Raw genomic sequence first — 22,314 nt, 5'->3', positions numbered from 1 at the left:
ACCGTCCTACCCATCGCCCCCTTTGCTCTGCTTACCTATACGCAAACCCCTCATGAACAGGGGTTCCTTGAAAGACCAGATCGATCCATACCCAGCCGACCATCACCGAAAGTAAACCTGTGCGTATGGGTAAGCAGAGCAAAGGGGCCAAGGTGGCAAGTGGACCAGAGGGGAGTCGGACACAGCGAGTGACAGCGCAACCCGGGTGACGGCGCGGAGCGGGCGGCGGGGCGGTCAGAGGCGTAGCAGCATGCGGGTGTTGCCCAGGGTGTTCGGCTTGACCCGTTCCAGGTCGAGGAACTCGGCGACACCCTCGTCGTACGAGCGCAGCAGTTGCTCGTAGACGAGGTGCGGCACCGGGGCACCGTCGATCTCGGTGAAGCCGAACGAACCGAAGAACCGGGTCTCGAAGGTCAGCACGAAGATGCGGGCCACGCCCAGTTCCCGTGCCGCGCCGATCAGCTCCGCGACGATCCGGTGCCCGATCCGCTGCCCCCGGCAGCAGGGATCGACCGCCACCGTGCGGATCTCCGCCAGGTCCTCCCACATCACGTGCAGCGCGCCGCAGCCCACCACCGTGCCGTCGGCGACCCGGCTGGCGACCCGGAACTCCTGCACGTCCTCGTACAGGGTGACGGTGGCCTTGCTGAGCAGGCGGCGGTCGTCGGTGTAGGTGTCCACCAACCGCCGGATCGCCCGTACGTCGGCGGTCCGGGCCCGCCGGATCACGACATCGTCGTCGCTCACCCGGGCTCCGGCACGTCGACGCAGGGTCCGGTCGTCCACCACGGCTCGACCAGGTCGAGCGTCTCGTCACCGAACGGGTTGACACCCGGCCCGGCGGCGAGCGCGTGACCGAGCTGGACGTGCAGGCACTTGACCCGGCCGGGCATCCCACCAGCCGAGATGCCGGCGATCTCGGGCACCCCGGCGATGGCGTCCCGGCGGGTCAGGTAGTCCTCGTGGGCCGCGCGGTACCGGGCCGCCAACTCCGGGTCGTCGGCCAGCCGCTGCGCCATCTCCTTCATCAGGCCGGCCGACTCCAGCCGGCTGCACGCCGCGGTCGCCCGGGGACAGGTCAGGTAGAACAGCGTCGGAAAGGGGGTGCCGTCGGCCAGCCGGGGTGTCGTCTCCACCACGTCGGGCAGGCCACACGGGCAGCGGTGGGCCACCGCCCGGGTGCCCCGGGGTGGGCGTCCGAGCTGCGCGCCCACCGCGGCCAGGTCGGCCTCCGTGGCCGGTTCCCGCTTCGGCGGGGGTACGGAGGCCGCCGCCGGCTCCTGCGGTGGTACGACAGTCACGATGCCAGCTCTCGTCGGGTGCTCAGTCTTCGGTCTGGTGGGCGTCGGCGGCGCGCACGCTGGACCAGAGCGTGTCGTACCAGGGGTCGGGGGTGACCGGGGTGACCGGGCCCTCGGCGGTGCCCGCCTCGCGGGCCGCGCCGGCCGGATCGTCGAGCAGGATCAGCATCTTCTCACCGGGCCGCCGCATGAAGAACCGCTCCCGGGCCTGGGTCTCGATGTACGCCTTGTCCTGCCACTTCTCCGCCTGGGTGGTCAGCTCGGCGATCAGCTCCCGCTGGGCCGCCTGCGCAGCCTCCATCCGCTCGATGTCGGCCTGCTGGTCGAGGTAGACCCGGACCGGGTAGGTGTAGGCGAGGGCGAGCGCGATCAGCACCGCGAACAGCACGGTGGCGCGGCCGGTGAGACCTCGGGATCGGGGTGCGGACAACCGCGTCACCGCACCACCGGCGGCGGCCCGCCGGGCGGCGGCGGGGCGCTTGGCGGAGCGTACGCCCTCGGCACCGCGGGTGGCCGCCGGCGCCCGGCCGGCGGCGGACCGCGACTCGGCGCGGACGCCACCGTCGCGGGCCGTGCCGGCGCGGGCCGGCCGGCGGACCGGACGCTGACCACCCGGCGTGCGGCGCTGCTGCATCACACCCCTCCCCCGAGGTACGGCATCGGTCAGGCGGAACGGTAACGCGGGAAAGCTCCGGCACCGGCGTACCGCGCCGCGTCGGCCAGTTCCTCCTCGATCCGCAGGAGCTGGTTGTACTTCGCGACCCGGTCCGATCGGGCCGGCGCACCGGTCTTGATCTGGCCGCAGCCGGTCGCCACCGCCAGGTCGGCGATGGTGGTGTCCTCGGTCTCGCCGGAGCGGTGGCTCATCATGCACTTGAAGCCGGCCCGGTGGGCCAGGTCCACCGCGTCCAGCGTCTCGGTGAGCGAGCCGATCTGGTTGACCTTGACCAGCACCGCGTTGGCCGCCTGCTCGGCGATGCCCCGGGCGATGCGCTGCGGGTTGGTGACGAACAGGTCGTCGCCGACGATCTGGATCCGGTCACCGATCGCGGCGGTCAGGGTCTGCCAGCCGGTCCAGTCGTCCTCGGCCAGCGGGTCCTCGATGGAGACGATCGGGTACGCGTCGGCCAGCTTGGTGTAGTACTCGCTCATCTCCGCGGCGCTCTTGGTCGCGCCCTCGAAGGTGTAGCTGCCGTCGGCGAAGAACTCGGTGGCGGCGACGTCGAGGGCGAAGACGATGTCGGTGCCGAGCCGGTAGCCAGCTTTCTCCACCGCCTCGGCGATCAGGTCCAGCGCGGCGGCGTTGGTCGGCAGGTTCGGCGCGAAGCCGCCCTCGTCGCCGAGCCCGGTGGAGAGGTCCTTCTTCTTCAGCACCGACTTGAGCGCGTGGTACACCTCGGCACCGGAGCGCAGCGCTTCCCGGAAGCTGGGCGCGCCGATCGGCGCGATCATGAACTCCTGGATGTCGACGTTGCTGTCGGCGTGGGCCCCGCCGTTGAGGATGTTCATCATCGGCACCGGCAGCAGGTGTGCGTTCGGCCCACCCAGGTAGCGGAAGAGGCTCAGGTCGGCGCTGCCGGCCGCGGCCTTTGCCACCGCCAGGGAGACCCCGAGGATCGCGTTGGCGCCCAGCTCGGCCTTGTTGTCGGTGCCGTCGATGTCGAGCATCTTCTGGTCGATCGCCCGCTGCTCGCTGGCTTCGTAGCCGATCAGCTGGTCGACGATCCGGTCCTCGATGTTGGCGACCGCCTTCTCCACTCCCTTGCCCAGGTAGCGGTCCTTGTCACCGTCGCGCAGCTCGATCGCCTCGAAGGCGCCGGTCGAGGCGCCGGAGGGCACCGCCGCCCGGGAGATCGTGCCGTCGTCGAGCCCGACCTCGACCTCGACCGTCGGGTTGCCCCGCGAGTCCAGGATCTCCCGAGCCTCGATTACCTCGATGGTTGCCACTGAGTCGCTCCTCGTTCGTGTGGTCTCGTCCGGTATGGGCCGCGACGGTGCGGCAGCGGCAGGTGTTGAACGCAGCGTATCGGTCCCCGCTCCCCGGCACGGCGACCGGGCGGGTCGACGACCACGCTGCGGTAACCGACGGGTCGGACATTCCCGGATTCTCGTGCCTCAACCGGCAACCGGTTTGCACGAGCGGGACCCGATCGACAAGGCTGGTCGTCATGCCCGCCGCTTCGACCACTCTCCGTACGCTCGCGGTGTCGGTCATCGCGTTGCTCACCGTCACCGGCTGCCAGGCACTGGACGACGCTGGGCGGGCCATGGGTCGATCCGACATCGTCAACGACCTCGCCGCGCGGATGGACCGGGCGCTGGAGCTGACCTATTCGGCCGAGTACCAGCTTCCGGGCGGGCGGAGCGCGTCGTTCGTCCAGTCGCAGGACCCGGCCCGGTCCAGCTACACCTGGCCCGGCGGAAAGCTGACCGTCACCGACGAGGCGACCACCCGGTGCGACACCGACGGCGATCGGGCCGTGTGCACCGTGGAGGAGCCGCCCGCCCCCAACAGCAAGCCCTCGGTGGTGGTCTTCGCCGAGGCCGAGTTGCAGGGGCTGGTCACGCCTCCGATGGTGATGGGCCGGCTGACCGCCGCGGCGTTGGATCCGGACGCGGTCATCACCGAGCGCAGCAGCACCGTCGTCGGCCACCACGCGACCTGCGTCGACGTGCGTCAGAACGGGGAGAGCTTCACCGCCTGCGTGACCGGGGAGGGCGCGCTGGGCAGCTTCACCGGCCAGGTCGACGGGCAACCGGTCGAGCTGGCGCTGAGCCGCTACCGCGACCAGGTCGACGGCGGCGCCTTCGACCTGCCGGCGGGTGCCGACGTGGTGGACCGGCGCACCGAGGGCCCCTGAGCCGGCCCCCGCGCGGCCGGGCCGGACGGCCTACAGGTCGAGCAGGGTGCGCAGGTGGCGCGGTGGCGGGCTGCCGTGCGCGAGCATCTCGTCGTGCCAGTCCCGCAGCGGCACGTGGTGCGGGCGAGCGGCGGCGATCTCGGCCATCTCGCTGTAGCCGACGAAGTACGTCGACAGCTGCGCCGAGGTCAGCAGCGCGCGACGCCACTTGCCGGCCGCCTCGCCCTCCTCCTGGAAGCCGCGTCCGGTCAACAGCGCCATCGCCTCCGCCTCGGGCAGATCCTCGGCGTGCGTCAGCTGATCGAGCAGCGCGTTGAGGGTCATCCGCAGCTGCATCTTCAGCTGCTGCAACCGCACCGGCAGGCCACCGAAGCCGCGGTCGACCATCAGCTCCTCGGCGTAGACCGCCCACCCCTCGACGAAGGGGCCGGAGCGGATCAACGCCCGTACCCGGGTGGAGCCGACGTACCGCCGGGCGTGGGCGAGTTGGAGGAAATGGCCCGGCATCGCCTCGTGCACCGTGAGGTTACGGATCATGTGGTCGTTGTACTCGCGGTAGAACGACTCGACCCGGCGCGCGGGCCAGTCCACCGGTGTCGGCGCGATGCAGTAGAACGTCGGCACCGCAGCGGTCTCCAGACCACCGGGCGCGTCGCAGTAGGCCACCGCCACACCCCGGGCGAACTGCGGCATCACCTGGATGACGCACGGGTCGTCCGGCACGCTCACCAGGTCGTGCGCCCGGACGACGTCACTCGCCTCGTCCAGGGTGATCGAGGCCAGGTCGACGATCGTGTGGTCGTCGGGATGTTCGGCGGCGAGCAGGTCGAGGGACCGGCGTACGGTCTCGTCGTCGGCCGGGCCACCGACCAGTTCGACCGCCGCCGCGCGGACCTCGTCGGTGACCCGGTCGAGGTTCGCCCAGGCCCGCCGCTGAATCTCGGCGGCGCTCAGCTCGGTGTCGAGGGTGTGCCACAGGCGCGCCTCCCAACGCCGCCGACCCAGGCGGGGATCGCGGCCCGGGCCGGCGTCGGCGGTCAGGCCGACACGCAGCCAGGCGACGAACTCGTCGAGCGCGGCCAGCGCCGAGGTGGCCGCCGGCTCGATCCGGTCGAAGCCGGCGGGGGCCTGCGCGAGCAACGCGGGTACCTCGTCGCGGATCAGCGCCGCCACCCCGGTGAACTGGCCGACCGCCGTCTCGGCGTGGATCCGGGGCATGTCACGCAACGTCGCGCGCGCGGTGGCCAGCGCGTCCGGGATCGCGGCGAGCCGGCCGGCGAGGGCGGTCAGCCGCACCTCCACCGACGCGTACGGGCGCGACAGCAGGGCGTGCAGCAGTGGACCGGGGTTGTGGACGAGCGGGTCCCACTCGTGTCCCCGGATCTCGGTCAGCTCGAACAGTTCCCGGTCGACGAGGGCGGAGAGCAGGGCGTGGTCGACCCGTTCCTCGGCGTCGAGGTCATCGGGGTCGATCTCGACGAGCGCGCTCGCCGCGTCGACAAGCATCGCCCGGTCCCCCGCGACCGCGTCGGCCGAGAAATCCGGCAGCCGGTCGTCAACCCGATGGTCCCCCGCCAACGCGGCGAGCCCCGGCCGACCCCCCAGCAACGCCTCGACAACCCGCTCCCCCACCACCCGAAACCGCTCCACCCCCCGACCCTAACCACCCCCACCCAAACCCGCCCGCCAGCGCCCCACCCCCACCTTTGCCGCGTTGATCATGAGGTTAGCGGCACGGAATCCGACATTTCGCTCCGCTAACCTCATGATCAACGCGGCTGGGTGGGGGTGGTGGGTAGGGGTGGGGGTGGGGGTGGGGGTTCGGTGGTGCGGATGGTTTGGGCGTGGGAGAGGGCGGTGCGGCGGAGGGCGGCTTCGGGGTCCACGTCGGACGTGCGGGCCTGGGCGACCAGGGCGAGCAGGTGGGCACCGAGGGTGGTTTCGGGGTCGGGTTGTGTCTCCGGTGACGGCAGCGGCGCGGTGACGCCGGCCCGGGCGGCACGCTCGACGATCTTCGCCGCCAGGGCGAGCGCCGGTTGGCTCAACGCGATGCCGTCGAGGACCGAGTCACGGGCCTTCTCCGCCTGCTTGATCCGCTCCCAGTTGGCGGTGATCTCCTCCAGGGTGCCCGCCTCGGCACCGGCGAAGACGTGTGGGTTGCGTCGGATCATCTTGTCCACCAGCCCACCGGCCACGTCGTCGATGGTCCAGCGTTCGTCCTCGGGCAACTCCTCGGCCAGCCGGGCGTGCAGCACCACCTGGAGCAGCACGTCGCCCAGTTCCTCGCGCAGCGCGTCGGTGTCCCCGGCGCTCATCGCGTCATAGGCCTCGTAGCTCTCCTCCAGCAGGAAGCGGGCCAGGCTGCGGTGGGTCTGCGCCCGCTTCCACGGATCCCCGCCGGGCGAGAGCAGCCGGTCGAGCACCGCCACCGCGTCCAGCAGGCGAGCGCCCGGAGGATCCCACGAGCCGTACATCAGCTCCAGCTCCGCCAACCCTGGCTCGCGGGCCAGCCGCAGCCCCAACTCCCGGGCCACCGACTCGTCGCCGGCCGGGCCGGCCAGCCAGACCACCGTGTCGTGTGCCGCCACCGCGTCGAGCAGCGCCGGCACCGGCGGCCCGTCGAGCACCCGCACCTCGGCGCCCGCCGACCGCAGCGCCGTGGTCAGCTCGCTCTCCTCGGCGACCAGCACCGGAGCCGCGCGTACGACGTCCCAGGCGGCTGCCGTCAGCAGCCCGGCCGGCAACCGGGGCGAGGTCACCAGCAGGACGATCCGGGGCATGCTCAGCCGGCGGACGGTACGGGCGGCTCGGGGCGCGGCTGCGGGGTGGAGATGTCGGTGACCGCGTCGGAGCCCGGCTCACCCAGCGGTACGCCCACCGCGATGGCCTGACCGGTGAAGCTCAGCACCGGGAACACCAGCGGCCGGTACCGGGGGTTGACCGTCACGTCGTAGGTATCGACGGCCTCGCGCAGCGAGTTGCGGTTGGCCAGGGCCTGGCGCAGCTGGTCGCCGTCGAGCTGGGCGGCGGCCTCCTCGACGGTCACCTCGGGCGGCACCGCGCCGGCCCGCTTGCCCGCCTCGACCAGCTCGGTCAGCTCCTGCTCGGTGGGGGCCACCGGAGCGCCGATCGGGATGCCGGACAGGCAGGTGTACAGCTCGGCCACCTGCCGCACGTACCCCGTCTCCGGGCTCAGGCCGATGCCCTGCGCCACCTGCGCCGGGTCGATCTGGTTCTGCGGCCGGTAGCCCTCGTCGGCGGAGACCCGCTCGCAGACCTCGCTGAGCACCAGGGTGCTCACCACCTGGCTGCGCGCGGGCAGCTGGGGCTCCTGGCCGGGCAGCGGAGGCTCCTGGCCGGGCGGCACCTCGTCCCCCTCGGCCGGGGTCGGGTTCTTCGCCTGAACGTCCTCGATGACCTCGGTGACCGCGTCCTCGGTGATCCGATGGTCACCGACGTACGCGGCGACACCGGGCTCGGAACGGCAACCGGCGAGGGCGACGAGGCCGACCGCCACGCTGGCGACGGCGACAAGACGGCGAGCACGCATGCCCGTCACTCTCTCATGCCCCCTGTCCACCGGTGACACCGGCGGGTGCGCCGAGCACGTCGGAGAGGAGCTGGGCGCACCACTCCAACAGGGGCTGGTCGCGCAGCGGCTCGCCACCCACCCGGCGGGTCATCGGGCGGGGAACGCTTACCTGGTCGAGGGCGGCCTTGTAGACCGAGTCGGGGTGGTAGCGCTTGAGCCGCAACTGCTTGGAGTCGGGCAGCGGCAGCGGACCGAACCGGAGGTGTTTGCCCTGCATGCTGACGTCGGTGAGGCCGTAGGACCGGGCCAGCAGCCGGAACCGGGCCACCGCGATCAGGTTCTGCACGGGTACGGGCGGCTCGCCGTACCGGTCGGTCATCTCGGCGGCCACCTCGCGCAACCGCTCCTCGTCGCGGGCCTCGGCGAGCTTGCGGTACATCTCCAGGCGCAGCCGCTCCACCCCCACGTAGTCGTGCGGCAGGTGCGCGTCCACCGGGAGATCGATCTTGATGTCGGTCTCCTCCTCCGGACGCTCACCCTTGAACGCCTGCACCGCCTCACCGACCATCCGCACGTACAGGTCGAACCCGACGCCCTCGATGTGCCCGGACTGCTCGCCGCCGAGCAGGTTGCCGGCGCCCCGGATCTCCAGGTCCTTCATGGCCACGTACATGCCGGCGCCCAGCTCGGTGTGCTGGGCGATGGTGGCCAGCCGCTCGTGGGCGTGCTCGGTGAGCGGCTTGTCCGGCGGATAGAGGAAGTACGCGTACGCCCGCTCCCGGCCCCGGCCCACCCGGCCCCGGATCTGGTGCAGCTGAGCCAGGCCGAGCAGGTCGGCCCGCTCCACGATCAGCGTGTTGGCGTTCGGGATGTCGATGCCGGACTCGACGATCGTGGTGCAGACCAGGACGTCGTACTCCTTCTCCCAGAAGCCGACCATGACCTTTTCCAGGGCGTCCTCACCCATCTGCCCGTGCGCCACCGCCACCCGCGCCTCGGGCACCAGCTCGCGCAGCCGGCGAGCGGTCCGCTCGATCGACTCGACCCGGTTGTGCAGGTAGAAGACCTGACCGTCGCGGAGCAGCTCACGGTGGATCGCGGCGGCCACCTGCCGGTCGTCCTGGGCACCGACGGCGGTGAGCACCGGGTGCCGCTCCTCCGGCGGGGTGGCGATCGTGGACATCTCCCGGATGCCGGTGATCGCCATCTCCAGGGTGCGCGGAATCGGGGTGGCGGACATGCTCAGCACGTCGACCGCGGCCCGCATCGACTTGAGGTGCTCCTTGTGCTCGACGCCGAAGCGCTGCTCCTCGTCGACGATGACCAGCCCGAGCGACTTGAACCGGGTGGCCGACGCCAGCAGTCGGTGGGTGCCGATGACGATGTCGGCGGTGCCGTCGGCGACCATCGCCAGGGTCTGCTCCGCCTCCTTGGGCGTCTGGAAGCGGGACAGCTGCCGGATGGTCACCGGGAACTGACTCATCCGCTCGGCGAAGGTGTTGTAGTGCTGCTGCACCAGCAGGGTGGTCGGCACCAGCACGGCCACCTGCTTGCCGTCCTGCACCGCCTTGAACGCCGCCCGTACCGCGATCTCGGTCTTGCCGTAGCCGACGTCGCCGCAGATCAGCCGGTCCATCGGGATGCTCTGCTCCATGTCCCGCTTGACCTCTTCGATGGCGGCGAGCTGGTCGGGCGTCTCCTGCCAGGGGAAGGCGTCCTCCAACTCCCGCTGCCACGGGGTGTCCGGCCCGAAGTTGTGCCCCTTGGACGCCTTGCGGGCGGCGTAGAGCTGGATCAGCTGGGCGGCGATCTCCTTGACCGCCTTGCGGGCCCGGGCCTTGGACTTCTGCCAGTCCGAGCCGCCCATCTTGTGCAGGGTGGGCTGCTCGCCGCCGACGTAGCGGCTCAACTGGTCGAGCTGGTCGGTGGGGACGAAGAGGCGGTCACCGGGCTGGCCGCGCTTGCTCGGGGCGTACTCGATGACGAGGTACTCCCGGGAGGCGCCGTTCACGGTGCGCTGCACCAGTTCGACGTACCGGCCGATGCCGTGCTGCTCGTGCACCACGTGGTCGCCGGCGCGCAGCTCCAGCGGGTCGATGGTGTTGCGCCGCCGGCTCGGCATCTTACGCATGTCACGGGTGGACACGCCCCGACCGCCGGTCACGTCGCTGCCGGTGAGCAGCACGAACCGGGCCGCCTCGTCGACGAAGCCACCGGTCAGGCTGCCGCAGGTGACCAGCAGTTCCCCGGGGGCGGGCGCGGCCGGCACCTCCTCGGTCATCCGGGCACCGAGACCGCCGTCCCGGAGCACCTCGACGGCCCGTTGGGCGGGGCCGTGCCCCTCGAAGACCAGCGCGATCGACCAGCCCTCGCCGGCCCACCGCTTGAGGTCGTCGACCACCCGGGCGGTCTCGCCGTGGTAGAGCGGCGCGGGCTGGGCCGCCAGGGCCACCGCGATCGCGTCGTCGGGAGTGACGTCGACCGCCGCCGGCTCGTCCTCCCAGGGCTGCCGGGTCGCGGCCGGGCCGACCGGCTCGGCCAGGCCGAACGGGGACAGCGTCCACCAGGGCTGGCGCAGGGTCGCGGCGTGCGCGCGTACGTCCGCGAGGGTGTGGAAGGCGGCGGCGCCGAGGTCCACCGGGGCCTGGCCACCGACGGCGGCCGCGGCCCAACTGGCCTGGAGGAACTCCTCCGAGGTACGCACCAGATCGTGCGCCCGGGTGCGGATCCGCTCCGGGTCGCAGAGCAGCACGTGGGTGCCGGCCGGCATGCAGTCCAACAGCAACTCCATCGAGCCGTCGCCGATCAACGCCGGGGCCAGGGACTCCATGCCCTCCACCGGCACCCCGCCGGCAAGCTTGTCCAGGATCTCGGCCAGCTCCGGGTGCTGCTGGGCGAGGGTGGCGGCCCGCTCCCGGATCTCGGGGGTGAGCAGCAGTTCCCGGCAGGGCGGGGCCCACAGCTGGGGGATCTGCTCGATGGTGCGCTGGTCGGCGACGGCGAAGGTGCGGATCTCCTCCACCTCGTCGCCCCAGAACTCGACCCGGGACGGGTGCTCGTCGGTGGGCGGGAAGACGTCCAGGATGCCGCCGCGCACGGCGAACTCGCCCCGCTTGGTGACCAGGTCGACGCGGGCGTACGCCATGTCGGTGAGCCGGCGGGCGACCTGCTCCAGGTCGGCCTCGTCGCCGGCGGCCAACCGGACCGGTTCCAGGTCGCCGAGCCCCTTGAGCTGGGGTTGCAGCACCGAGCGGACGGGGGCCACCACCACCCGCAGCGGGCCGGTGCGCCCGTGCGCGTCCGCCGAGTCCGGGTGCGCGAGCCGGCGCAGCACGGCCAACCGCCGGCCGACGGTGTCGGAACGTGGGGAGAGTCGCTCGTGCGGCAGCGTCTCCCAGCTCGGGAAGATCGCCACCTGCTCGGGCGGCAGCAGGCTGCCCAGCGCGGCGACGAGATCCTCGGCCTCGCGGCTGGTGGCGGTGACCGCCAGCACCGCCCGCCCCGCGCCGCCGGCCGTCGCGCCGCTCCCCGGGCCGCCGCCGCTCCCCGAGCCGCCGCCGCTTCCCGGGCCGCCGGCACGGTCGTCGGGATCCGCCGCGACCGCGGCGACCGCGAACGGGCGCAGCGCCGGCGGGGCGGTCAGGTCGAGCCCGTCGACCTGGGCCGCACCGGAGCGCGCCAGGTCACGGACGCGGGCCAGGCCCGGGTCGGCCAGGGCGGCGGCGAACAGTCCGGTGAGCGCAGTCATGATCACTTCCGAGATGGGGACACGACGATCACCCCGCGTCCAGCCCGGACGGGGGGTGCGGATGCCAGCCTAGCTCTGCCCACCGACCTTCACCCCGCTTCCCACCCTCCCGGCCGCCGCCGCACAGAAGCGCCCCGACCGTCCGGAGGCGTGTGCAACTGCGGGGAAAGTGCAGGCTGCGGGGCGTGGGAGGCCACACTTTGCCCGAAGTTGTCGCCTCGCCCGGGGCGGCAGGGGCAGTGGCGGATCTTGACTGGTCGGGTGGGGGGGTGATCGGGTGCTGGAATGAGCGGGGAATATCGTGCGCGGTTCGACGCGGAGGTCGCCTTCGCCAACGGCGGGGGCCTGAGCACCGAGGGGTTCCGGTTGGACATCCCGGGTGACCGGATCGACGACGCCGACCTGGCGGCGCTGTTCGTCCGGCATCTCGGTCTGCTGATGGTCGCCGAGGTACGGATCACCAACAAGACGGTCATCGAGGAACCGCACAAGGGCGGTCGCGCCGTCCGCAATGCCGTGGACAGCGCCCACGGGCGGCGGCTGATCGAGTTGAGTCACCTGGTCACCGACGGGATGACCACCCTGCCCGGCTGGCCGGCCCCGAAGATCACCGAGTGGCTGAGCCGCGAGGCGTCCCGCGAGCACTACGCGCCGGGCACCGAGTTCCAGGTGGCCCGGATCGACATGATCGCCAACACCGGCACCTACCTGGACACCCCCGCCCACCGGTACGCCGACGGTGCCGACCTGTCCGGTTTCCCGCTGGACCGCCTCGCCGACCTGCCCGGACTCGTCGTCCGGCTGCACGCCGGCACCCGCGCGGCGGACCGGCTGCTGCTGGCGCCGTACGACGTGGCCGGCAAGGCGGTGCTGCTGCACACCGGCTGGGACGCGCACTTCGGCACCGACGGGTACGGCGCACCGGAGGCGCCCCACCTGACCGCTGACGGCGCGCGGGCGCTGGTGGACGCGGGCGCCGCCCTGGTCGGCATCGACTCGATCAACATTGACGCCATGGGTCCCGCGGCCGGCGGCGAGCGGCCCGCGCACAGCCTCCTGCTGGCCGCCGGCATCCCGATCGTGGAGCACCTGACCGGGCTGGACGCCCTGCCGCCGGACGGCTTCCGGTTCACCGCCGCGCCACCGAGGGTGGCCGGCATGGGCACCTTCCCCGTCCGCGCCTTCGCCGTCGTGGACTGAGGGGCCCCTCGGCGCGTCGGCTTGGCGGTCAGTAGCGGACCGAGATGCGTCGCTGGACCGCGTCCACCCGGACCTCGCCGCCGTACGGGATGATCAGCTGCGGATCGGTGTGACCGAAGTCGACGTCGAAGACCAGGACCGTGTCGCTGGCGTACTCGGCGAAGGCACGGGTGACGGCGGCGCGCTGGTCCTCGGCGTACGCCTGCTTCTCGGCCGGGGTGAGCCGGCGGCTGAACTCCCACGCCTTGGCGCGGCCGACGAGCGCGGCGGGGAAGCCGCCGAGCAGCCCACGCTCACCGAGGTTACGCAGCATCCGGTAGACCTCGACGGCCGATGGCAACTCCTCCGAGGTCTCCATCAGGAAGACCGACCCGGCCAGCGTGGCCGCCGGAGCGACCCGGTCGGCGGCGAGCAGCCAGTGCAGCACCTCCAGGTTGCCGCCCCAGGTGCGTCCCTCGACCACCTTCGCCGGCCCCTGCCAACGCCAACCGGTGCCGGGGAACATCACCGGCTCGGCGGCGAGCGACGCGGGATCGTTCCAGTCGTTCGGCTCGTCGCCCCACTGCGCCGCCGGGGTCAGGTCGTACCAGTCGCTGCCGAACAGCGCCGCGCGCAGCGAGTCGGCGGTCAGCGGGTGCAGCGCGCCGGGGCGGCCGAGGTGCACCAGCACGGACCCGCCGTGATAGCTGACCACGCCCAGCCGGTGCAGGTGGTTGAGCACGTTGGTGTTGTCGGAGTACCCGAAGTAGGGCTTCGGGTTGGCCCGCAGCACCTCGTCGTCCAAATGCGGCGTCACGGTGATCAGATCGTCGCCGCCGACGGTGGCCAGCACGGCGGTGATCGTCGGATCGGCGAAGGCGGCGGTCAGGTCCCGGGCGCGGTCGCGCGGGTCGGCGCCCATGACCCGGGTGGTCGGGTACTCGACCGGCTCCAGGCCGTACTCCGCACGCAGCCGGCGCAGCCCCAGTTCGTACACGTGCGGGAAGAGAGCGGGCAGACCGGCGGAGGGTGAGACGATCGCCACTCGATCGCCAGGTCGCGGCTTCGGTGGCTGGACCAACGACGTCATGTCCTCGACGCTATCGGCCGTGAACAGCGGTTTTCGACCCCCGGAAGTCCTCGACCGGCGAACCTCTGCAGCGTCGACGTCCGGCTGGGGTCCCCCTGAAACGACGGGCGTTATCAAGGGGGCCTTCCTTCCGGGCGGGTTCGCGTGGATACGATCGGGGGAGTCGGACAGCGCTGTCCTTCGTACTTGACGTGAGGAGCGCATGGTGACCGACCAGCACGATCACGACGGCCCCGACGCCGCGCTGCGCGCCGACATCCGTAGGTTGGGCACGTTGCTCGGGCAGACCCTGGCCCGCCAGGAGGGCCGCCCGCTGCTCGACCTCGTCGAGGAGATCCGGGCCCAGGTCCGCACCGACGCCCCGGCCGCCGCCCGGCGGCTCGGCGGGCTCGACGTGACCACCGGCACCAAGCTGGCCCGCGCCTTCTCCACCTACTTCCACCTGGCCAACATCACCGAGCAGGTGCACCGGGCCCGGGACCTGCGGCGGCGCCGCGCCGTCCAGGGCGGCTGGCTGGACCAGGCGGCCAAGATGATCGCCGAACGCGGGGTGCCGGCCGAGGAGATCGCCTCGGTGGCCCGCCGGCTGGCGGTACGTCCGGTCTTCACCGCTCACCCGACCGAGGCGGCCCGCCGGTCGATCCTGTCGAAGCTGCGCGCGATCGCCGACGAGCTGGACGCCGAGACGGCCAACGCGATCCTCTACGGCGCCAGCGACGAGGGCCCGGCGAACCGGCGGCTGGCCGAGCTGCTCGACCTGATGTGGCAGACCGACGAGCTGCGGCTGGACCGGCCGGACCCGACCGACGAGGCGCGCAACGCCATCTACTACCTGCGTGACCTGTACGCCGAGGCGGCCCCGCAGGTGCTCGACGACCTCGCCGAGACGCTGCGTACGCTCGGCGTGGAGACCTCGCCGACGGCCCGACCGCTGACCTTCGGCACCTGGATCGGCGGTGACCGGGACGGCAACCCGTTCGTCACTCCGGCGGTGACCCGCGAGGTGCTGGCCATCCAGCACGAGCACGGCCTGGCCGCCACCGAGGCGGCGATGGAAGAGCTGATCAACGAGGTGTCGGTCTCCCGTCGCCTGCGCGGGGTCTCGCTCGACCTGTCCGCCAGCCTCGCCGCCGACCTCGACGCGCTGCCCGAGGTGGCACCGCGCTTCCGTCGGGTCAACGCCGAGGAGCCGTATCGGCTCAAGGCCCGCTGTGTCCGCGCCAAGCTCGCCAACACCCGGGCCCGGCTGCGTCAGGGCACCCCGCACGTGCCGGGGCGCGACTACCGGGGTTCGGCCGAGCTGATCGCCGACCTCGATCTGCTGCGTGCCTCGCTGGCCCGCAACTCCGGTCAGCTCACCGCCGTCGGCCGGCTCGCCTCGACCATCCGTACCGTCTCGGCGTTCGGTCTGCACCTGGCGACCATGGACGTCCGCGAGCACGCCGAGAAGCACCACGAGGTGCTCACCCAGCTGTACGCGGCGGTGGGTGAGGTGGACGACTACCCGTCGCTGAGCCGGCTGGAGCGCACCAAGCTGCTCGCCGACGAGCTGGCCAGTCGCCGGCCGCTGTCGACGTCGGACACCCCGCTGAGCCAGTCGGCACGCAAGACCTTCGACGTGTTCAGCACCATCCGGGAGGCGCAGGACCGGTTCGGCGCCGAGGTGATCGAGTCGTACATCATCTCGATGACCCTCGGCGTGGACGACGTGCTCGCCGCCGTGGTGCTCGCCCGCGAGGCCGGCCTGGTCGACGTGCACAGCGGCCGGGCCCGGATCGGCATCGTGCCGCTGCTGGAGACCCCGGCCGAGCTGAACTCCGGCGGCGAGCTGCTCGACGAGCTGCTGTCGCTGCCGGCGTACCGGGCGCTGGTGGCGGCCCGGGGCGACGTGCAGGAGGTGATGCTCGGTTACTCCGACTCCAACAAGGAAGCCGGCATCACCACCAGCCAGTGGTCGATCCACCGGGCCCAGCGGGCACTGCGCGACGTGGCCGCTCGGCACGGCGTGCACCTGCGGCTCTTCCACGGCCGGGGTGGCACGGTCGGACGTGGTGGCGGCCCCACGCACGACGCGATCCTGGCTCAGCCGTACGGCACCCTGGACGGCGCGATCAAGGTGACCGAGCAGGGTGAGGTCATCTCCGACAAGTACACCCTGCCCGCGCTGGCTCGGGAGAACCTCGAGCTGAGCGTGGCCGCCGTGCTCCAGGCGACGCTTCTGCACACCGCGCCCCGCCAACCCGCCGAGATGTTGGAACGCTGGGACGCGACGATGGACGTGGTGTCCGAGTCGGCGTTCCGGTCGTACCGCTCACTGGTGGAGGATCCGGACCTGCCCGCGTACTTCTGGGCCTCCACCCCGACCGAACTGCTCGGTGCGTTGAACATCGGCTCCCGGCCGGCGAAGCGGCCGAACACCGGCGCCGGGCTGTCCGGGCTGCGGGCCATCCCGTGGGTGTTCGGCTGGACCCAGACCCGGCAGATCGTGCCCGGCTGGTTCGGGGTCGGCTCCGGCCTGGCCGCCGCCCGGGAGGCCGGGCTGGCCGACGTGCTCGCCGAAATGCACCGCAACTGGCACTTCTTCCGCACGTTCCTGTCCAACGTGGAGATGATGCTGACCAAGACCGACCTCGGCATCGCCCGCCGGTACGTCGAGACCCTGGTCCCGAAGCAGCTGCACCCGATCTTCGACAAGATCGAGCAGGAGTACGAGCTGACCCGGCGCGAGGTGCTCGCCGTCACCGACTCACCGGACCTGCTGGAGAACTCCCCGGTGTTGCAACGCACCCTCGCCGTACGTGACACCTATCTGGAGCCGCTGCACCACCTTCAGGTGGCGTTGCTGCGGCAGTACCGCGACTCCGGGGCGGCCGGCCGGGCGGTGGCCACCGCACCGGGTGGCCGACGCGCCCCGAGCGACGGCACCGCCCTGGAGCGGGCCCTGCTCACCACGGTCAACGGCATCGCCGCCGGCATGCGCAACACCGGCTGAGAGGTTGTGTGATCAGGAAGGGCATCTTTCGCCTCCGGTAGCGAAAGGTGCCCTTCCTGATCCTGACAGCGCTCGGTCGGCTCGTTAGGTAGTCGAACGATGGTGGGCGTCAGAAGTCCCCGCCACCGAAATCGCCGCCGCCAAAATCGCCGCCACCGAAATCGCCGCCACCGAAGTCCGCGCCGACGTCGCCCGGATCGTCGAAGCCACCCGCGGCGGCGGCGTCATATCCGGGGTCGCCGAAGGACGGCGAGAACAGCGCGTCCGCGATCAGCATGCCGCCGAGCACCCCGACGCCGGCCCCGAACGCCGTCTTCCACCAGGGGGTGGAGTACCACCCGGCCGGCACCGGTCGGCCCCGCACCCGCCCGCCCGGGTAGTAGTAAGGCGTGTCCTGCCCCGGCTGCGGGCCGGCCTGGAACGTCTGCCCCTGCACCTCGACCTGACGCGGCACGGTCAGTTCCCCGGCGCCGCTGGCGGCGGCCAACGGTGGCAGGGGTGGGCCCGGGTCGATGCCGAGCGCCAGCCGGGCCGCCCGGATGTAGGTGAGGCCCTCCACCGCGGTCTCCCGGGCAAGCCGGTACTGCGTGATGCTGCCGGCCTGCTCCAGCTGGGAGCCGGCGGCGTGGTAGCGCTCGGCGGCGTCGGCAAGTGCCTGGCGTGCCGCCGGGTCCTCGCCGCTGAGGTTCATCACCTGTCCGCCGAGGCGTTCGTACCACCGCCGCGCGTCGGCCCGCACGTCGGCGAGGTTGCGGGCCTCACGGGCGGCGCGTTCCCGGCGCCACCAGAGCAGGGCACCGCCGAGCACCACCACGATCAGTACGAGCAGCAGAAGTTCCACCATCTCAACCTACCCAGCGTGGACCAACCAGCTCCGCTGCGACGATTCCGGCGCGGGGGAATCAGGACGCACCCGTCCGGGCGTACCGGGCCCACTTTTGGCAAGCTCCTGAGGATGGACCTGGAGACCCTCGCGGTTGTCGTCGTCTGTCTCGGTGCCGGCGGCGCGGTCGGCTGGTTCGCCGCCCGGGCCCGCTCGGTGACCGAGATCACCCGGCTGGACGCCACGCTGCGCGCCACCCGGGAGGGCGAGGCGCGGCTGGAGCAGTCGATGCGGGCGCTGAGCTACGAGGCGACGGCCCAGTCGCAGGAGGCGGTCGCCCGGGCGGTGGCCCCGTTGCACGAGACGCTGCGGCGCTACGAGCAGCGGGTCGCCGATCTCGAACGTGAGCGGGTCGACGCGTACGCCGAGCTGCGCGAACAGGTCCGCGCGATGAGCGCGGTCTCCGGCGAGCTGCGGACGGAGACGAAGCAGTTGGTGGCCGCCCTGCGTGCGCCGCAGGTACGTGGACGGTGGGGCGAACACCAGCTGCGCCGCATCGTCGAGGCCGCCGGAATGCTGGAACACTGTGACTTCGCCGAGCAGGTCACCGCCGCCACCGACCAGCAGACGGTACGCCCCGACCTGGTGGTTCGCCTGCACGGCGGCCGGAGCGTGGTGGTGGACGCGAAGGCGCCGTTCGACGCGTACCTCACCGCGATGGAGGCGCGCGACGAGCGGGGCCGGGACACCCATCTCGACGCGCACGCCAAGCACCTGCGGGCGCACGTCGACGCGCTGGCCGCCAAGTCGTACTGGTCCGCGTTCGAGTCCACTCCGGAGTTCGTGGTGCTCTTCGTGCCGGCCGATCCTTTTCTGGACGTCGCACTGCAACGTGATCCGACGCTGTTGGAGCACGCCTTCGCCCGTAACGTGGTGCTGGCCACCCCGGCCACCCTGGTCGCGCTGCTGCGTACGGTCGCCTGGTCGTGGCGGCAGGAACAGCTGACCCGCAATGCGATGGCCGTGCACACGCTGGCGCGGGAACTGTACGGACGGTTGTCGACGCTCGGCGACCACGTCGGCAAACTCGGTGCCTCACTCGGTGGTGCGGTCACCGCGTACAACCGGGCGGTGGGCTCGCTGGAGGCGCGGGTGCTGGTGAGCGCCCGCAAGCTGGCGGAACTGGGCGTGTCGGATCAGGAACTGCCCAGCCCGGGGCAGGTGGAACTGGCGCCACGACAGCCGCAAGCGCCAGAGCTGCTCGTCGAATCCACTCCAGATGATCGAACTCGGTCTAACTGAAATCGGCCCCTATCATCTTCGATGTGACAATGAGCGTCTCGCATATCACGAGATGGTCACAACGTACCTGGCGGTAGTGACATCGACGGTCGGCACCACGAAGGATTTCGCTCACGCGTGCCCTGCTTCTGAGGGCGCCTGAGTTCTCTGGAGGAAAGAGAACGTGAGTAAACCCCGAAACCTGAGCCGGCGTACCTCCGCCGCGCTCTTCGCCTCGGTGATGGCGGCCAGCGCCGTGACCGTGGCGGGCGGTGCCGCCACCGCGAGCGCCGCTCCTGCCGGACCCGACGCCGCGCAGGCCACCCCCGCCGAGTCGTTGGACCAGCACGACGCCAAGCTGCTCGCCGAGGCGGAGGCGAAGAAGGCCCCCACGGTCACGATGATCGTCGCCACCGACAAGGGCAAGGCGAAGGACGTCGCCGACGACCTCGAGGATCTCGGCGCGGCCGTCACCGAGCGCTTCGACACCATCGGTTACGTGCTCGCCAAGGTGCCGACCGGCAAGGCGGTCAAGGCCGCCAAGCTGCCCGGCGTGGCCACCATCGACCTGGACGAGAAGATCCAGCTGCCCGACCCGAAGCCCGAGGTCGCCCCGGGCGGCACGAAGGGCGGCAAGCAGGGCGGGACGCTCAGCGGACCGGGCGCCCGGACCAAGGCCGACAACCCGTACATGCCGACGAACGAGACCGGTGCGGTCAAGTTCGTCAAGCAGCACAAGAAGTGGGACGGCCGAGGCGTCACCATCGGCATCATGGACTCCGGCGTGGATCTGGAGCACCCGGCGCTGCAGGAGACCACCACCGGCGAACGCAAGATCGTCGACTGGGTCACCGCGACCGACCCGTTCGAGGACTCCACCTGGCGTCCGATGCTCAACCAGGTGACCGGGCCGACGTTCACCCTGGCCGGTCGCACCTGGACCGCGCCGGCCGGCACCTACCGGTTCAACCTGTTCAGTGAGAACATCACGAACCAGAGCGACCCGGCCGGTGACGTCAACCGCGACGGGGACAACACCGACCAGTTCGGCATTCTCTTCGACCCGGCCACCAACAACATCTGGGTCGACACCGATCAGGACGGCGACTTCACCGACCAGGCCGTGATGCGGCCGTACAAGGAGAAGTTCGACGTCGGCCACTTCGGCACCGACAACCCGGCGACTCCGATCAAGGAGCGGATGTCGTTCGTCGTCGAGTACCGCAAGAACGTCGACACCACCCCGGTCGGCGGCCCCGGCCTGGTGGACTACGTCAACATCGGCATCATCGAGAGCGCCCACGGCACGCACGTCGCCGGCATCACCGCCGCGAACGACATGCTCGGCAACGGCGCGTTCGACGGTGCCGCCCCCGGCGCCAAGATCGTTTCCTCCCGTGCCTGCTCCTGGGGCGGTGGCTGCACGGCCGCCGCGCTCACCACCGGCATGGCCGATCTGGTGATCAACCGCGGGGTCGACGTGATCAACATGTCGATCGGTGGCCTGCCGGCGCTGAACGACGCCAACAACGCCCGCGCCACTCTCTACAACAACCTGATCACCACCTACGGGGTGCAGATGTTCATCTCGGCCGGCAACTCCGGCCCGGGTGTGAACACCATCGGCGACCCGTCGGTGGCGGGCAACGTGGTCAGCGTCGCCGCCAGCATCAGCAAGGACACCTGGCTGGCGAACTACGGCTCGGTGGTCAAGAAGAAGAACGCGCTGTTCAACTTCTCCTCGCGCGGCCCGCGTGAGGACGGTGGCGCCAAGCCGAACATCGCCGCGCCGGGTTCGGCCATCTCCACCACGCCGGTGTGGCAGCCCGGCAGCCCGGTCGCCGAGGCCGGCTACGCGCTGCCGCCGGGCTACGGCATGTTCAACGGCACGTCGATGGCCTCTCCGCAGGCCGCCGGCGCCGCCGCGCTGCTGCTCTCGGCCGCCCGGGCGACCGACAAGGGCATCACCCCGGAGATGCTGCGGCGGGCGATCTTCACCTCCGCCAAGCCGATCGCCGACACCCCGACCTACGGGCAGGGCTACGGCATGTTCAACGTGCCGGGTGCCTGGAAGCTGCTGAAGAAGGGTGTGCAGACCCGCTCGTACACCTCCGAGGCCCCGGTCTGCACGGTGCTCTCCGGCCTGTTGGCCACGCCGAACCAGGGCACCGGCATCTACAACCGCTGCGGCTCCGCCGACGGCGGCCACCAGGTCAACCAGTCGAAGTCGTACCAGGTCAAGCTGACCCGGACCAGCGGCCCGACCGGCAACGTGAAGCACAACATCGGCCTGCGCGGCAACGACGGCACCTTCTCGGCGCCGAAGAACGTCACGCTGCCGCTGAACACGCCCGTCACCATCACGATCATCGCCAAGCCGAAGACCGTCGGCGCGCACGGCACGATCGTGACCGTCGACGACCCGGCCACCAGCACGATCGACTTCGAGGTCTCCGCCGTGGTGGTGGTCTCGAACGACGTCAGCAAGCCCAACTTCGCCTACTCGGCGCAGGGCTCGGTGGACCGGAACAGCACCACGTCGTACTTCGTGACGGTCCCCCCGGGTGCCGGTGCGCTCCAGGTCAACCTCTCCGGCATCGCCACCGGGTCGCAGACGCGTTTCATCGCGTTCAACCCGTGGGGCGTTCCGGTGGAGAGCACCTCCAGCCTGGCCTGCTTCACCAACCACAACAGCACGGTCGTCTGCAACGCCTTCGAGCGCGACTACCAGAACCCGATGCCGGGTGTCTGGGAGATCGAGGTCGAGTCGCGGCGGACCTCGCCGTCGCTGAACAACCCGTACCAGCTCCAGGCACGGGTGCAGGGCGTCGCGGTCGAGCCGGCCGTGGTCGAGCTGCCGTCGGTCACCGCCGGCGTCCCGACCCCGGTCACCTGGTCGCTGAAGAACACCTTCGGCCCGGTCACGGTGACCGGCCAGGGTGGCGCGCTGGCCAGCTCGCACGCGGAGCGGCCGACCATCGTCGAGTACGCGACGCAGGAGTACACCGTGGACGTGCCGGCGGGCGCCACCAGCTTCACCGCCCGCATCGGCAACACCTCGGATGCCGGCGCCGACCTCGACCTGTTCGTGTACCGGGGTGGCAGCCTGATCGCGTACAACGCGGACGGCGACTCGGAGGAGTCCGTGACCCTGAACAACCCGGTGGCGGGCACCTACACCGTCGTCGTCGAGGCGTACTCGGTCGACGGGGCCGGTGGCAGCACCGAGTACGACTACCGGGACTCGTTCTCCTCCCCGGCGCTCGGCACCCTCTCGGCGTCGAGCACGCCGCTCACGCTGGCCCACGGTGCCACCGGCACCATCTCGGGCACGGTGACGGCCCAGTCCGCCCCGGCCTCGGGTCGGAGCCTCTACGGTGAGCTGACCGTCGTGACCACCGAAGGCGCGGTCGTCGGCCGCGGCGCGGTGGACATCGGCGCGGTGAACTGACACCACCAAGCGCACCACCAGGAAGCCCGTCTCCGGTTCTCCGGAGACGGGCTTCC

Annotated in this window: 15 protein-coding genes; 5 read left to right on the top strand and 10 right to left on the bottom strand. The window is 71.5% G+C overall.

Features of this window, described 5'->3' with window-relative positions:
• Nucleotides 1-234 precede the first annotated feature (234 nt).
• Genes O7597_RS16625 through eno form a run of 4 tightly spaced genes read right to left on the bottom strand, consistent with a single transcriptional unit; the run spans nucleotide 235 to nucleotide 3,248 of the window.
• Nucleotides 235-747, bottom strand: a complete 513-nt coding sequence (locus O7597_RS16625) for an amino-acid N-acetyltransferase (protein ID WP_269739801.1) — start codon at nucleotides 745-747, stop codon at nucleotides 235-237.
• Entirely contained in the window at nucleotides 744-1,301 is a 558-nt protein-coding gene (locus O7597_RS16620) for a DUF501 domain-containing protein (protein WP_269739802.1), read from the bottom strand. Before O7597_RS16620 ends, O7597_RS16625 begins: the two co-directional genes overlap by 4 nt.
• A 22-nt stretch (nucleotides 1,302-1,323) precedes the next feature.
• Nucleotides 1,324-1,935, bottom strand: coding sequence for a septum formation initiator family protein (locus O7597_RS16615; RefSeq protein WP_281580088.1), 612 nt, complete (start codon nucleotides 1,933-1,935; stop codon nucleotides 1,324-1,326).
• Nucleotides 1,936-1,964: 29 nt separating this feature from the next.
• Entirely contained in the window at nucleotides 1,965-3,248 is a 1,284-nt protein-coding gene (gene eno / locus O7597_RS16610) for a phosphopyruvate hydratase (RefSeq protein ID WP_269739804.1), read from the bottom strand.
• Nucleotides 3,249-3,469: 221 nt separating this feature from the next.
• On the opposite strand from eno, the gene O7597_RS16605 reads away from it, so the two are divergent.
• Nucleotides 3,470-4,162: a hypothetical protein gene (locus O7597_RS16605; RefSeq protein ID WP_269739805.1), complete on the top strand. Its 693-nt coding sequence runs from the start codon at nucleotides 3,470-3,472 to the stop codon at nucleotides 4,160-4,162.
• 30 nt (nucleotides 4,163-4,192) lie between these two features.
• Here O7597_RS16605 and O7597_RS16600 read toward each other — a convergent pair whose 3' ends face one another.
• From O7597_RS16600 to mfd, 4 genes are all read right to left on the bottom strand, one after another.
• On the bottom strand, nucleotides 4,193-5,812 hold the full coding sequence (locus O7597_RS16600; RefSeq protein WP_281580087.1) for a DUF885 domain-containing protein: 1,620 nt from the start codon (nucleotides 5,810-5,812) through the stop codon (nucleotides 4,193-4,195).
• A gap of 119 nt (nucleotides 5,813-5,931) precedes the next feature.
• Nucleotides 5,932-6,942 (bottom strand): nucleoside triphosphate pyrophosphohydrolase, encoded by a 1,011-nt coding sequence (locus O7597_RS16595; RefSeq protein WP_281580086.1) that lies wholly within the window; start codon nucleotides 6,940-6,942, stop codon nucleotides 5,932-5,934.
• A 2-nt stretch (nucleotides 6,943-6,944) separates the two neighbouring features.
• Nucleotides 6,945-7,712 (bottom strand): hypothetical protein, encoded by a 768-nt coding sequence (locus O7597_RS16590; RefSeq protein WP_281580085.1) that lies wholly within the window; start codon nucleotides 7,710-7,712, stop codon nucleotides 6,945-6,947.
• A gap of 13 nt (nucleotides 7,713-7,725) precedes the next feature.
• On the bottom strand, nucleotides 7,726-11,442 hold the full coding sequence (mfd, locus tag O7597_RS16585; RefSeq protein ID WP_281580084.1) for a transcription-repair coupling factor: 3,717 nt from the start codon (nucleotides 11,440-11,442) through the stop codon (nucleotides 7,726-7,728).
• 285 nt (nucleotides 11,443-11,727) lie between these two features.
• On the opposite strand from mfd, the gene O7597_RS16580 reads away from it, so the two are divergent.
• The gene (locus tag O7597_RS16580) at nucleotides 11,728-12,642 is read left to right on the top strand and encodes a cyclase family protein (protein ID WP_281580083.1); all 915 of its coding nucleotides are present in this window, start codon (nucleotides 11,728-11,730) and stop codon (nucleotides 12,640-12,642) included.
• 28 nt (nucleotides 12,643-12,670) lie between these two features.
• On the opposite strand, the gene O7597_RS16575 is transcribed toward O7597_RS16580, so the two are convergent.
• Nucleotides 12,671-13,711 (bottom strand): S66 peptidase family protein, encoded by a 1,041-nt coding sequence (locus O7597_RS16575; protein WP_281580082.1) that lies wholly within the window; start codon nucleotides 13,709-13,711, stop codon nucleotides 12,671-12,673.
• Between the two features lie 205 nt (nucleotides 13,712-13,916).
• On the opposite strand from O7597_RS16575, the gene ppc reads away from it, so the two are divergent.
• The gene (gene ppc, locus O7597_RS16570; protein WP_281580081.1) at nucleotides 13,917-16,703 is read left to right on the top strand and encodes a phosphoenolpyruvate carboxylase; all 2,787 of its coding nucleotides are present in this window, start codon (nucleotides 13,917-13,919) and stop codon (nucleotides 16,701-16,703) included.
• A 109-nt stretch (nucleotides 16,704-16,812) separates the two neighbouring features.
• On the opposite strand, the gene O7597_RS16565 is transcribed toward ppc, so the two are convergent.
• Complete coding sequence (locus O7597_RS16565) at nucleotides 16,813-17,547, bottom strand: hypothetical protein (RefSeq protein WP_281580080.1); 735 nt, start codon at nucleotides 17,545-17,547, stop codon at nucleotides 16,813-16,815.
• Nucleotides 17,548-17,658: 111 nt separating this feature from the next.
• Here O7597_RS16565 and O7597_RS16560 point away from each other — a divergent pair, with 111 nt between their 5' ends.
• On the top strand, nucleotides 17,659-18,828 hold the full coding sequence (locus O7597_RS16560; protein ID WP_269739814.1) for a DNA recombination protein RmuC: 1,170 nt from the start codon (nucleotides 17,659-17,661) through the stop codon (nucleotides 18,826-18,828).
• 163 nt (nucleotides 18,829-18,991) lie between these two features.
• Nucleotides 18,992-22,258 carry a S8 family serine peptidase gene (locus tag O7597_RS16555; RefSeq protein WP_281580079.1) on the top strand — a complete coding sequence of 1,089 codons (3,267 nt, stop codon included), beginning with the start codon at nucleotides 18,992-18,994 and terminating at the stop codon, nucleotides 22,256-22,258.
• Nucleotides 22,259-22,314: the final 56 nt, after the last annotated feature.

Origin of the sequence: Verrucosispora sp. WMMC514 (assembly GCF_027497295.1) — a bacterium.
GTDB lineage: Bacteria > Actinomycetota > Actinomycetes > Mycobacteriales > Micromonosporaceae > Micromonospora > Micromonospora palythoicola.
Note: the sequence above shows the minus strand (reverse complement) of the source record. Positions and strands in the feature narration are given on the sequence as shown.